Origin of the sequence: Streptomyces sp. NPDC021212, assembly GCF_044332925.1 — a bacterium.
Classification (GTDB): Bacteria; Actinomycetota; Actinomycetes; order Streptomycetales; family Streptomycetaceae; genus Streptomyces.
This window is the reverse complement of record NZ_JBIRPZ010000013.1, coordinates 23,379-36,309: the sequence shown is the minus strand read 5'-3', so window position 1 is coordinate 36,309 and position 12,931 is coordinate 23,379. Positions and strand designations below refer to the sequence as shown.

At 63.4% G+C, this 12,931-nt stretch carries 9 protein-coding genes; 6 read left to right on the top strand and 3 right to left on the bottom strand.

The features are described 5' to 3' along the window. Position 1: 1 nt before the first annotated feature. The 6 genes from ACH4SI_RS30950 (at position 2) to ACH4SI_RS30925 (ending at position 6,952) form a co-directional block, all read left to right on the top strand. Positions 2-1,855 (top strand): alpha/beta hydrolase, encoded by a 1,854-nt coding sequence (locus ACH4SI_RS30950; protein WP_398301477.1) that lies wholly within the window; start codon positions 2-4, stop codon positions 1,853-1,855. A 6-nt stretch (positions 1,856-1,861) separates the two neighbouring features. Next, a complete protein-coding gene (locus tag ACH4SI_RS30945) occupies positions 1,862-2,443 on the top strand; it encodes a hypothetical protein (protein ID WP_398301475.1) in 582 nt (193 codons plus the stop codon). Positions 2,444-2,821: 378 nt separating this feature from the next. Then, the gene (locus ACH4SI_RS30940; RefSeq protein ID WP_398301474.1) at positions 2,822-3,289 is read left to right on the top strand and encodes a hypothetical protein; all 468 of its coding nucleotides are present in this window, start codon (positions 2,822-2,824) and stop codon (positions 3,287-3,289) included. A 1,521-nt stretch (positions 3,290-4,810) separates the two neighbouring features. Further along, positions 4,811-6,055: a S8 family serine peptidase gene (locus ACH4SI_RS30935; RefSeq protein ID WP_398301473.1), complete on the top strand. Its 1,245-nt coding sequence runs from the start codon at positions 4,811-4,813 to the stop codon at positions 6,053-6,055. Between the two features lie 150 nt (positions 6,056-6,205). After that, positions 6,206-6,580, top strand: a complete 375-nt coding sequence (locus ACH4SI_RS30930) for a WXG100 family type VII secretion target (RefSeq protein ID WP_398301472.1) — start codon at positions 6,206-6,208, stop codon at positions 6,578-6,580. A gap of 75 nt (positions 6,581-6,655) precedes the next feature. Continuing rightward, a complete protein-coding gene (locus ACH4SI_RS30925) occupies positions 6,656-6,952 on the top strand; it encodes a WXG100 family type VII secretion target (RefSeq protein WP_398301471.1) in 297 nt (98 codons plus the stop codon). Between the two features lie 77 nt (positions 6,953-7,029). Here the strand turns inward: ACH4SI_RS30925 and ACH4SI_RS30920 are convergent, their stop codons facing one another. The 3 genes from ACH4SI_RS30920 to eccCa form a co-directional block, all read right to left on the bottom strand. Beyond that, positions 7,030-7,593, bottom strand: a complete 564-nt coding sequence (locus ACH4SI_RS30920) for a hypothetical protein (protein WP_398301469.1) — start codon at positions 7,591-7,593, stop codon at positions 7,030-7,032. Beyond that, a complete protein-coding gene (locus tag ACH4SI_RS30915; RefSeq protein ID WP_398301467.1) occupies positions 7,590-8,141 on the bottom strand; it encodes a hypothetical protein in 552 nt (183 codons plus the stop codon). Before ACH4SI_RS30915 ends, ACH4SI_RS30920 begins: the two co-directional genes overlap by 4 nt. Positions 8,142-8,930: 789 nt before the next feature. Beyond that, positions 8,931-12,884: a type VII secretion protein EccCa gene (gene eccCa, locus ACH4SI_RS30910; RefSeq protein WP_398301465.1), complete on the bottom strand. Its 3,954-nt coding sequence runs from the start codon at positions 12,882-12,884 to the stop codon at positions 8,931-8,933. Between the last annotated feature and the right edge of the window lie 47 nt (positions 12,885-12,931).

Genomic DNA, 12,931 nt, shown 5'->3' with positions numbered 1-12,931 from the left:
CATGGATTACGCGACGCTTAAGTCTCTCAAGCCCTCCACGTTCGAGGACGCCGCGAGCGGCTACCGCACGGTCGGTGACATGGCCGGCCAGGCCAAAAGCGATCTCGAGAACCAGATAGCCGCAGGCATGCGAAAGACCCTCAAGGGTCAGGCCGTAGAAGCAGCCGTGCAACAGCTCCGGAAGTTAGCAACGAACTTTCATTACACCCAGGTCGAATGCGCTCTCATCAGCACAGCGCTGAATTCGCTGGCCTTCGAGCTCCGGGCAGCCAAGGACAAGCTCACTGCCGCCGTGGATGACGCGGAGGCCAACAAGTGCACGGTCGGCTCCGATGGCTCGGTCAGCTACCCAGCCGGCGGCGACAAGGTCGACGGCAAAGTGCCGGAGGGCGGCACGGTCACCGGCAGCGCGAAGGGAAAGCCGTCGAACAAGCCGATCGACCCGACCGGCGACGCCAACGACACGGCCAAGGCCCTGGAGCGCCAGGCGTCCAACAGCCACTCCAATCCCAACTACGGCCACGCGGTGGCCTACGCCAACCGCATCGCCCAAGCCGTCTACGAGGCCACACAAGCCGACGAGAAGTGGGCCCCGAAGCTACGAAAGCTCAAGGCCGACGACGATCTGACGGTTTCTGAGGGGGACTGGGCCGATGCCAAGAAGGACACATCTGGTGTCCGCAGCGGCGCGAAAGATCAACTGGACACCATTAAGCATCCGCCCAAGGACGGCAGTTCCAAAGACAACGCCAAATGGTGGAAGGGACTATCCGAGGAAGAAAAGGCCGAGTATGCCGCTATGTACCCTGCCTCTCTCGGCAAGTTGAACGGCATACCTTCGGAAGTTCGCGACCAGGCCAATCGTGTGGTTTTCGAAGAGAAGCGAGCCGAATACGGGATCAAATTCGAGGGCATACCAGCCGAGCCTGAGCCTAGGTGGGTCACCAATAATCGCGCAGAAGGCACGAAGTTCCAAAATCCTGAATGGACTGTGTGGCGGAGGGAGTACGGAGCTGAGCGAGATAGGTTAAGGGCCGCTCTGCAAGGCATGCAAGGGATTCAGAGTCGCTTCGATCGAACAGGTGAGGAGGGGGTGCCTCCGGCATATCTTCTCGGATTCGACCCCGAAGGCGGCGGACGGGCGATCGTCGCTAACGGTAACCCCGACACTGCTGATCACACTGCTGTATATGTCCCTGGCACCTTTGCGAACTTGGGCAGCATCGATGGGGACATCAAGCGAATGACCAACCTTTGGCAGGCTTCTGATCCTCTTGCGCCTGGCCAAAACGTCTCGACCATCACCTGGTTGGGCTACGATGCGCCGCAGAGCATCGCGCCGGGAGCCATGAAGAGTGGTTATGCTGATACTGGAGGCCCCGAATTCGGAGACTTCATCGATGGTTTGAACACTACGAACAAATCTGGGTCAGATAGTCATGTGACCGCCATCGGACACTCCTATGGCTCCACGCTCATCGGCTCGGCAGCCCGCCAGGGTGATCTCAACGCGGATGATGTCGTGTTCGCGGGTAGCCCGGGAGTGCAAGTGGATAGGGCCGAGCAAATGGATGTGCCCAAGGGGCATGTGTGGAACGAGTACTCCGACAAAGATGTGGTACCGGAAGCGGGCCGCCTCATCCATGGCGGTAGGCAGGGCTTGTCCCTAGGCGTCTATCCGAGTGACGAAATATTCGGTGCCAACCAGATGAGGACCGACACCGACGGGCATAGTGGCTATTTTGACTATGACCAAGATAGGCAGAAAAGCTCGCTCAGTTTGTTGAACCAGGCAAATGTCGTCGTAGGTCGGCACGACAAGGTGGTTCCCGATGAGGTTGACATAGTGAGGTAGTTTTCGATGAATTCTGTGCTTCCGATTCGGAAAGGCGTGCCGAAATGTCTTGTGCTGATGTCCGCGTTTACCATAGCGATCACACTGTTTGGGTGTTCAGGGATGCGCGATAACAAAAAAGACGATCTGGGTTATACGCCAAAAGGGCGAGAAGTTTCTCGCGCGAAGAATGATGCGAAGGAAGCCTCCAGTGAGATTTTGGAAATAATTGATCTTCGCGGCGAGGTAAGTGAACCAGGTCCGGGAATCGCGCAGTGTGGCGGCAAAGACCCGGAAAAGTTCTACAGGGTTAATCACATGTGGTCCCTTTCGGGTGTGCCGGTGCCGGAGATGCAACGTGCCATGACTCGACTCAAAGAGGGTTTGCCTAAAAAAGGATGGAAAATTGCAAAATACGGTCCGGATGGGAGTCGGAGTAAGAGCCCAGAGTTGGTTGCGGTCTCTGTTCCAAGGCAGTTTTCGGTCAACATTCATCTGTATGACGAGAGCAAGAAGACTGAGCCCAACGCTCCTAAGTCGCTGATCTACGTATTCCTGACCTCGGACTGCTTCCAGGTCCCCGAAGGGGGGACCGTGGGCGACTCTTGACTTGCCTCAGTCACACTGACTTGAGGCCAGCTGTCCATCCGGAGGATGCCGACCCAGCCTGCAGGCTGTCGAGTTCCCGGGAGAGCCGACCCGGGAAGCGGTTCGGTAATCGAATCTGCAACAGGATGGGTGATTTGCGCCCTTTATTATCGTCTCCTGCATTAAGTGCGTGAATGGGTGTGCGTCCTGAACTGGGGCTGACGAGGGACATCCGGAGTCCCGGGTGGTCTTCAAGTGTCTACGAGACGGCTCTGTCACAGAATCGCCAAGTTTCCGAGACCGTTATGTAGTTGGGGGACATGTACTCCAAAGCTAGAGTGGTAGCTCAGCTGGCGTACGTCGTAAGGGGAGGGCGAAGAGCCGTGAACGGGGGGAGTCGTGGGTGAGGCGGGGGCACGGCCTGGGCTCAACGCGGGCTCGGGCATATCGAAGAAGGCCGAGACGCTGGCCTACTTCAAGAAGCAGCTCGACAAGATGCTGAAGGACCTTGAGGAGTCGCCGGCGGCGAAGAGCGAGATCGGTCGGCACCGGATCTCGGCGGCTGCCTACGGGAAGTTCCCAGCGGCTGAGGAGCTGGCGGGGAGCTACCAGAAGGTCCACACCCGTCTCGAAGAACTCTCACAGATTCTGGGTGACCAGCTCGAAGCGCTTGGCATCGCCGTTCAGATTTCCGACCGTGGCTACGACAGTGTCGACGCTGAGCAGGCAGCCCGGATGCGAGAGATCCACAAGCGGGCGCAGGACTACTACGACAAGACGGATCCTCAGCGCGGGCGGTCGGCCGACGACGATGCCGACGCTGCCGGTACGGGCAAGAGCGGTACGTCGGACGAGACCTTCGGCTAGTAGCGGAGAGTGGGGCAATGGCAAGCTCGGATTTCGAGGGCATGTCTCTTGCGGAGCTGCACGCGTTGGTCGCTGACGCTGACCCGGATAAGCTGACCAGCGCGGGGGACGCAGTAGGCGACGCAAGTCCCAGGATTGACGCCATCGGGCTTGGCTTGCGTGGGTACGCGGAGCGCGTGGAGTGGGAGGGCGAGGGCGCGGAGGGGTTCCGTGACTGGACGCGTGAGTTCGCCGGGGAGGTTCTTAAGCTCGCTGAATACGCCGCGGTCGTGGGCGATCAGATGGCCGCGGCGGGTCAGGCGTTGAGGGAAGCGCAGAAGGCCATCCCTAAACCGGTGGACGTGGCCGAAGCTCATGGCGATCCGGACCTGGACGATGCGCTCCAGAAGGACGCGACGACCAACCGCCAGGCGGCCATTCACCAGTTGGAGAGGGTGACCTCTTACTACCGGTTTGCGAACGATGAACTCAAGGCGCGGGAGGAGCCCCGCTTCAAGCCTTTGAAAGTCGATTCCGGTAGATTTACCGCAGGTGGTCAGCCAAGCGGCCCGACGTCATCCGCGTCAGCCGATACTAGGGCGCAGTCACCTGCTGAGCCGAATGTCGATCGCCCGGTTCGTGAAAGCGTCTCTCCAGGAGATCCCCGGGAGTACGCCGGTAACAAACTTGACCAGGAAACACAGACCGCAATCGATTCAGCAAAGATGGCACCACCTCCAGACGCTGCCGAGCGGCGTGTTGGTGACGCTCCGCCGACGACACTTTCTCCCGAGGGACGGCGGGAAGCGACGTTGCCGCCTGCCCCAGTGAGGCCAGGGCCATCCGTCCCGACCGTGAGACCGCCTTCGCCGAGTATCGGTCCACCTGCGAGGAGCATTGGATCTTCGGGCGAAAAACCCCTGACCAGTACGTCAACTCCCAGGGGCCCTGTTCTGCCTCGAACGGGGAACGCTGAGGGAATTGTCGGCGGGAAGCAGCGTCCGTTGAACAGTGGGCCCCCAAGGTTGCCTCGCGCGACGGTGATCGGTGAAGAGAGAACGCCGATGCGGCGGGGGCCGGTGGTGGGGGGTGGCCCCCCCAACACCCGTGGTGGGCAGTCGATTACTGGTAACTCCATGCCGGAACGTCGACTTTCCTCGGAATCCGGTGGACGAGTGAATCCGCCGCGGGCTCCGTTTGTCTCCGAGGGAGGCAGGCACGGCAATCGGGCGGCTGATCGGCATGGGCCGGAACGTCGCTCGGTACTGGAATCCGGAGGCTCCGTTGCGGCGCCTCGTCACCCCAATCGGGAGCGAAGTGAGTTCACTCCCGGTGGCGCGGGCCTTGTCAGGGGAGGCCAGGCAGGAGTGCCAGGGCCCTCTTCGCGCACCAGCACAGCCAGGGCCAATCAGGAGACGGGCGAGGCGCCCGACTACCTGGTCGAAGATGAAGAGACCTGGGCTTTGGGACGGCGTGACACTGTTCCTCCAGTCGTCGACTAACGACATGAGTCCCGCAGGAAGTTGAGGAGAGCCACACGCCATGCCGATCTCGATTCGCGCCGCGCGGAGTAACGCACAGCGCTCGCTGGTACTGCTTACGGCGGCGCTGACTTGTTGGGCTGGCACAGTCCCGGCGGCATCGGCTGAAGACGTGCGGTCGCGTCAGTGGTATCTCGATGCCATGAGGGTAGATCAAATGTGGAAGGAGACAGCGGGGGCTGGTGTATCAGTTGCTGTGGTAGATAGTGGTGTCGACAGTTCGATTCCAGAGCTTCGTGGGCGAGTCTTGCCAGGTAAAGACGTGGCGAGCAACCCTACAAAGGCGAATGAAGATGCCGAAGGGCATGGCACGGAAATGGCTTCTCTCATCGCAGGTACGGGTAGCGGTGGTGGCATTCAGGGCCTAGCTCCGAAGGCGGAGATCATCCCTGTGAAAAATCCACGGAAGGGGCCATTTGCGGCAGATGAGTTGATGGGGAAGTCCATCAGGTATGCCGCTAATAGTGAGGCTAAGATCATCAACATCTCGATGGGTGCTTCTAATTCTGCATCAGAGGCCCCAGATACGCGTCGAGCGGTGAAATTCGCCCTCTCCAAAGGCAAGTTGATCATTGCGGCAACTGGAAATGATGGACTTAAGGGTAATTTGTCGGCGTATCCGGCAAATATTCCAGGCGTCGTTGGCGTGGGAGCAGTTGACTCGTCTGGTGCTGTGACTAAGGAGTCAACGCACGGACCCCAGGTTGCTTTGGCTGCTCCGGGTGACAAAATCCCGGGACGCTGTAAGCCCAGGACTACCTTCTGCTCCACCCACGGGACCAGTACAGCGAGCGCCCTCGTCTCCGCTTCCGCAGCGTTGATCTGGTCGAAGCATCCCAGCTGGACCAACAACCAGGTCCTCCGGGTCATGATGCAAACCGCAAACAAGCCCAAGGGAAAGATCCCGAGCCGGTACATCGGGTACGGCATCATCCGACCCGCTCAGGTCTTGCTCGACGGTAAGGGGAAGCCGGGCCCGGCGGACGTGAATCCTCTACTCGAGCGCGAGGGAGCGACCACGCCGGACCCGTCCCCTTCCGCTTCGAAGTCCGGTGGCGCCCAACCGCAGTCCTCCGACTCGAACAAGCCGGCTTCCGATCAGCGGGCGGGCAAGAAGCGCACTGCTGGCGCCAAGGCGAGCGAGAGCGGCAATACCGGTCTTTGGATCGCCTTGGGGGCAGGAGCTGCCGTCGTGATTGCTGCGATAGCCGTTGTCATGGTGAGGCGCCGTGGCAACCAGCACTGACATCGCCTCGCTTGCCACCGGTGAAAGACGTATGGATGGAGAGCGAGGGGTTGCTGCTTCCCGCCGGACTCGGTAGGAAGCTCTGACAGGGTGAGCTGAGAAGAGAAACCCCATCTCGACTCACCAACACATCATGGGGGAAGGTGGAACATGTCGGGCTCTCAGCACGTTAGCGATGCAGCATTCCAGAGCTTCGAGGCGTCAATCGAGCAGATTGGCTCCGAGCTTGCGACCAACCTGAAGACTCTGGCGAATGCCGTTGCCACGGTAGAGGCAGCCTGGAAGGGCTCCGGTGCCAGCGCGTTTCAGAAAGCGCAGACGGACCTGAATCTCGACCACGAGGCCCTGCAGAAGTTGATCAAGGGCATTCATGAGGCAGTGGTTCTCACCCACCGCTCCAGTGGTGCCAACGACAGCGAGATTGCAGGAAAGCTTCAGAAGGTCGACGTCAACGGTAGCGCCGCCGGAGGACAGCTGGACCCTGGTAGCTCGTCTGGTGTCAGCAAGATCGATCTGTACGGCTAGTAAAGATTGAACGCGGTCGTCGCGGTCCTCTAGGGCCAGGTCGATCAACACATCCGACACAACACCGGAGATGGCATGGACCTCAAGGTCAATTACAGCTCACTGGACTCGACCGCCAGCGACATCGAAAAGGGCGCACAGGTAGTGCGCAAGCAGATCGATGACATCGTGGCTGCGGTGAAGAAGGTTACCGACGGCTGGGAGGGCGAAGCCCACACGATGATGCTGGCGGCTGAGAAGCAGTTCAGGGCCAGGGCTGACCACATCAATCACACCCTGACGCACGTCGCGAAGATCATCCATGAAAGTAAGGTGGACTACCACCTTACTGACAAGAAGTCGGCCCAGATGTTCGAGGACATCACCTTTTAGCCTGTCAGGGGGGTGGGCAGCCGTCGCACGGCTGCCCACCCCCATTTTTCTCAGTTGGCCTGGCCGCCTGTGCTCCCCTACGGAGTCTGGAGTCCGCTACATCCGTGGAGCTTGGCGGACTGCTGGGCGAACGCCTTCAGCGCGGCCCGCTCGAACGCGGGGTCGGGCTTCTTGAGGGAAGGTTCGCTCTGCGTGCTCCAGGAGAGTCCCGACAGGGTGCAGAGACCCGTATCCAGGCCCGCCGGGCAGCGGACATTCCCGTAAGCGCGGTGGGAATTCGCGTCGGCGCCCGAGTCCTCACCGGCGCCGAGGGAATCGTGGAGCTCGAAGCTCGACGATTTGTAGCGCACGCTCTTGGCGAAGCTCCCGTAGAGGGCGGTCAGCCTGTACACCGGCTCGCCCTTGGCGTTGTTCAGGTAGCAGTTTTCCGCCGGGGAAGTCGGGTCCGCTGGGGCTTCCGCGACCGACTCCAGCTTGCGGCGCTTGGGGTCCAGCTTGGTCACCGCGGAGCAGGTTCCCTCGGCCTGGGCGATCGGGGTCGGGTTCCGCAGTGGGTTGGGGGCGATTTTCTTGATCGCGTCGCCCGAGGGGGCGTCGCAATGGAACTTCTCAGCCGCGTTCTTCGCTATGCCGCTCGTCACCCGGGCGAAGGCCGCACGGCCTTCGCCCGGGTTCTCGGGGTCGAGGAGATCATCGAAGGCGAGGTGCTGACGAGGAGACTCTCGCCCTTCTTGTTGCGGCATCCGAGGTCCATGCCACCGTACAGGCCTTCATCCGACACCACGGCGCCCGGCCATCCTCGCCCCATGGGGGCGGCGGCGCCGCCCGCTGTGGTGAGGGAGTCGTGCTTGATGGCCGAGGCAACCCGATCCGCTTTCGAAGCCCAGTGCAGGTCCACCGTGATGGTCTTGCCCTTGTCCGGGCCTTCCACATAGCAGTTCGTGATGCGCCCGTCCTCGCCGTCCGGGAAGTACCGAGTGGTATCGGATGCGGCGCGGGGATGATCGTCACCCAGCGCGGAGCGCATCTCGCTCTTCGGGACGACGCCTCCGCAAGCCTCGCTCAGGGATTTGTCGTCACGCCAATTCTCGTACCCTCCCGTGAAGTAGAAGGTTGCGCCGGCGACGCCCAGCAGACATACGGCGCCTGCTGACCCGATGATGAGTCGGCGGCGATGAGAAGTTTTCAAGGCATGGTCCCCGAGGTGTGCTGTTGCGAGAGACCTGCTCTACGGCTCACGGTCTAGCCATATGTAGGCTTGCTTCCGGCTGTCGAAATGTTTGCCATGTGCGTCGCTGACGATGTTCCTCATGAGATTGTCATCAGGGGATTCCTCATGGCCGTTCTTCTTGCCCCATTCCCAGATGAGACTGTCGACTTGACCGGAAGGGCAATTTCGTGGTCATGGCCTGGTGATAGGTAAGCATTTACTTGCCTTCCCAGTACTGCGCCACGCGCGACGGATACGGGGTGCCCGCTGGGTACGTTCCGTTCGTGTCGGCGGTGTACGGGGTGAATGGGGACCTGGTGGTGAGATCGGTGCCCGTGACGTTGTTGTGCGTTCCCGTCAGCGCGTTCTTCTCCGCTGCCAGTCGGCCGCGCAGAGCCTTGACCGAGGCGTGCCACTCTTTGAGAGCGGCGGTGATGCCCTCTCCCGTTGCCCAGTCCGTGAACTCTTTTCCGGCTTTTTCAGTGGACTCGTCCGCCCATTCGCCCGCTTGCTTCGTGTCATGCTCGATGCCGTGCGGCCCCTCCAGGGCCTTTATCGCGGCCTTCTTCTTCTCCGGAGAGGAGGCAAGGTTGGGGGTGGGAGTCTTGTTGCCGAGAGGCGGCGTCGGCGCGAATTTCGCCCCACTCTTTATCGAATGTCAAATTCCCCCGTAGATAGGTCAAAGCCGCACATCATTGCAGCGCACTCGACGTTCGCAAGGATGTGCGGCTCGGGTGAACCCGTTTCGATATCGCTATTTCGAGACCGTTACTGCTCGGGCAGCCAGCCCACCTGCGTGAGCGGAATGCCCCTCTTGCGGGAGACGAAGTAGCCGCGGCCGGGGGGCATGGGGCGCGGACGGACGCCGCCGAGGACATCGCCCTCGCCGGGGTCTCCGGACAGCACCATTCCCTGTGCGCCGAGTTCCTTCACCCGCTGCATGAAGGACTCGAACATCGAGCGGGAGGCGCCGGCCGAGCTGCGGGCGATGATGAAGCGCATGCCGACGTCGCGCGCGAAGGGGAGGTTCTCCGTGAGGACGGACAGGGGGTTGCCACTGCCGCTGGAGACGAGTTCGTAGTCGTCGATGATGACGAAGAACTGGGGGCCGCTCCACCAGCTGCGGTCGCGGAGCTGCTGGGGGGTGATGTCGGGCTTCGGGGCGCGCCGTTCCATGAGGCTGTTGAGCGCACCGGTGTGGAGTTCCAGCGCGGAAGCGATCGGCGCGTATTCCAGAAGATGGCTGTCGGGGATGACGCCGAGGAGGGAGCGGCGGTAGTCGCCGACCACGATCTTGGCCTCGTCCGGACCGTAGCGTTCGGTGATCTGCTTGGCGATGAGGCGGATGAGGGATGTCTTTCCCGATTCACTCTCACCGAAGATGAGGAAGAAGGGGTCGGTTTCGAAGTCGACGAAGACCGGCTCGAGGTTGTTCTCGTCGATACCGATCGCGATGCCGTGCTGCGGGTATTCGAAGCCCTTCGGGAGTTCGTCGGCGCGGAACTTGCGCGGCAGCAGGCGGACGCCGGGAGCCGGCGGGCCGGACCACGCGGCGCCCACGGCGCGGACCATCTCGGTGGTCGCGTCCGTCATGCCGTCGGGGTCCTGACCGGTGTCGATGCGCGGCTGGGCGCCCATGAAGTGCAGTTTCTCCGGCATCTGGCCGCGGCCCGGCACGCCGGCCGGGACGTTCGCGGCGACCTTGCGGTCGAACTCCGAGTCCATCGTGTCGCCGAGGCGCATTTCCAGTCGGTTGAGGAGCTGATCCTTGAGCGACGCCCGGACCTCCATGTTGCGGGAGGCGGTGATGACGATGTGAATGCCGTAGCCCAGGCCGCGGCCGGCGATGTCGGTGATGATGCCTTCGAGGATGTCGTACTCGGCCTTGAAGTTGGCCCAGCCGTCGACGATCAGGAAGACGTCGCCCCACCTCTGATCGGCGTGCTGCCCGGCCGCCCGCTGCCGCCGGTAGGTGCTCATGGAGTCGATGTTCTGGGCGCGGAAGTACTCCTCGCGCCGTGCCAGGACACCGGCGACCTCGGCGACGGTGCGCCGGACCTTCTCCGGATCCAGTCGCGAGGCGATTCCGCCCACGTGCGGCAGGTCGGCGATGGTGCTCAGGCCGCCGCCACCGAAGTCGAGTCCGTAGAACTGCACCTCGGCCGGGGTGTGGGTGAGGGCGAAGGCCGAGACAAGGGTGCGCATCAGGGTCGACTTGCCGGACTGCGGGCCACCCACCACCAGCATGTGGCCGGCGGCTCCCGAGAAGTCGCGGTAGAGGATGTCGCGGCGCTGTTCGACCGGCTTGTCGATGAGGCCGATGGGGACGACCAGCCCGCCGGGCCGGGCGTAGTCCAGCGACTGCAGACCACGGTCCGGGGTGGTGGCGAGGGGCGGCAGCAGTTCGTCCAGGGACGGGGCCTTGTCCAGGGGCGGCAGCCACACCTGGTGGGCCGGCTGCCCCTGGCCTTCCAGGCGGCCCACGATCACGTCCAGGACCGTTTCGGCCAGCGCGTCGTCCTCCTGCTGCGCCGGGGAGAGCAGCGCCGACGGGTCGGGCGTCGTGTACGTCACGGGGACAGCGGCGGCGGTGAAGAGCACCGGCCGCCGTTCGACCGGCAGCGACGCGCCGTTCAGCTCGGTGGTGGTGCGGCTGCGGTAGGTGTCCGAGACGTATGCCGCCTTGAAGCGGGTCATCTCGTCCGTCCCGAACTTCAGGTAGCCGGAGCCGGGCACGGACGGCAGGTGATAGGCGTCCGGTACCCCCAGGGCCGTACGCGACTCCGAGGCGGAGAAGGTACGCAGACCGATGCGGTAGGAGAGGTACGTCTCCAGACCGCGCAGCCGCCCCTCCTCCAGCCGCTGTGAGGCCAGGAGCAGGTGCACGCCCAGCGAGCGGCCGATACGGCCGATCTGGATGAACATCTCGATGAAGTCCGGCTTCGCCGTCAACAGCTCGCTGAACTCGTCGATCACCAGGACGAGTGAGGACAGCGGCTCCAGTGGGGCTCCGGCGGCACGAGCCTTCTCGTAGTCGTGCACGTTCGCGTAGTTGCCCGCCGACCGCAGCAGTTCCTGACGCCGCTGGAGCTCACCGCTGATCGAGTCGCGCATGCGGTCGACCAGTGTCAGGTCGTCCGCCAGGTTGGTGATGACCGCGGCCACATGGGGGAGTTCGGACATACCGGCGAAGGTGGCGCCACCCTTGAAGTCCGCCAGAACGAAGTTCAGGGTCTCCGACGAGTGGGTCACCGCGAGACCCAGCACGAGAGTCCGCAGCAGCTCGGACTTTCCGGAACCCGTCGCGCCGACGCACAGGCCATGCGGGCCCATACCCTCCTGGGCGGCCTCCTTGAGGTCCAGCATGACCGGTGAGCCGTCCTCCGTGATGCCGATCGGCACCCGCAGCCGCTCGGCCAGGGAGCGTGGCCGCCAGGTACGCGACACATCCACGGAGCCCGCGTCCCCCAGCCCCAGCAGATCGGTGAAGTCGAGGTTGGCCAGCAGCGGCTCGTCCTCGTCGCCCCCGCCCATGCGCAGCGGCGCGAGCTGACGGGCCAGCGCTTCCGCGGCCTCCAAACGCAGCAGGTCCGGGGTGCCGTCGTACGCAGCGACCTGCGAAAGCAGTTGCAGCTTGCCCGGGCGTACGACGACCGACAGACCGCCGCGCGGCTCGTCGAGCTCACCCGCCACCACCTCGATGACGGTCACGCCCTGCAGGCCCTCGGGCGCCGCGAACGCCGAGTCCGGCGGCACGATCCCGCCGTCCAGCACGACCACGACATGCGGCTGGTCGAGGGCCGGCTGTGCGTCCCGGTTGAACCGGCTGCGCCCGTCCAGCCGGCTTTGGAGCAGCTCTTCCAGTTCGGCCAGCGAGTCGCTGAACAGCCGCCGCGAGCCGGCCCCGTCGACCGCGCCCGCCACCTGCACATGCGGGAGCCACTTGGTCCACTCCCACTGCTCCGCCGACCCGCGGGCGGCGACCACGGCGATGACCATGTCCTCCGGCGAGTGCAGCGTGGCCAGTTGGGCGATGAGCGCTCGCGTCGCCCCGTGTACGTACTCCGGCACTCCGGACACTGTCATGTGGTAGAAGGCGCGTAGCGAGACGGCCATGGGCATGCCGTCCAGCGACCCCTGGGTCGCGAGGAACTTCTGCATCGCGCCCGCCGTCAGCGGCTCCAGGTCGTCGACGGTGGCGGTGTCGGGGGCGACCAGGGGAGTGGCGAGCTGCTGCGGCCCGAGCCCGATGCGTGCTTGGCCGAAGTCGTTGTCGGTCGAGCGCCGTTCCCACACCCGGCTGCCCTCGGCGACGACGGCCCACAGCTGCTCCGGGGCGGGGTGCAGGTAGTACTGCGCGTCACGCTGCCGCCGGGCCGTCTTCCGTACGGTTCTGCGGGTCTGCGCGAGGTACTTGAGGTAGTCGCGACGCAGGTCCGCCATCTGCCCCTGGGATCCCCGACGGTGCCGCACGATCATCGCGATGGTCATGCCGAGCGTGGAGAACATCATCATCACGCCCATGATCTTCATCATGGGCTGGGCACCCGGCATGAAGAAGTAGACCATCGACGAGCCCATGCCGAGCGTCGGCAACAGCTGCATCAGGATGCCCTCTTGCTGCCCTCGCGGCAGCTCGGGGGGTGGTTCGAGGCGGAACTCCTCGGTCGGGACCTCGGGCGGCAGCGCCCGCGGCTGGCGCTTGACGACGACCTGGCTCACCGGATCCCTCATCCCTCCGCGCGGCGGGACAGTTCTCGTCCGACACC

What these genes read in the sequence shown, in the direction of transcription:
- ACH4SI_RS30950 (WP_398301477.1), top strand. Translation starts at nt 2, where the DNA reads ATGGATTACGCGACGCTTAAGTCTCTCAAGCCCTCCACGTTCGAGGAC.
- ACH4SI_RS30945 (WP_398301475.1), top strand. Translation starts at nt 1,862, where the DNA reads ATGAATTCTGTGCTTCCGATTCGGAAAGGCGTGCCGAAATGTCTTGTG.
- ACH4SI_RS30935 (WP_398301473.1), top strand. Translation starts at nt 4,811, where the DNA reads ATGCCGATCTCGATTCGCGCCGCGCGGAGTAACGCACAGCGCTCGCTG.
- ACH4SI_RS30930 (WP_398301472.1), top strand. Translation starts at nt 6,206, where the DNA reads ATGTCGGGCTCTCAGCACGTTAGCGATGCAGCATTCCAGAGCTTCGAG.
- ACH4SI_RS30925 (WP_398301471.1), top strand. Translation starts at nt 6,656, where the DNA reads ATGGACCTCAAGGTCAATTACAGCTCACTGGACTCGACCGCCAGCGAC.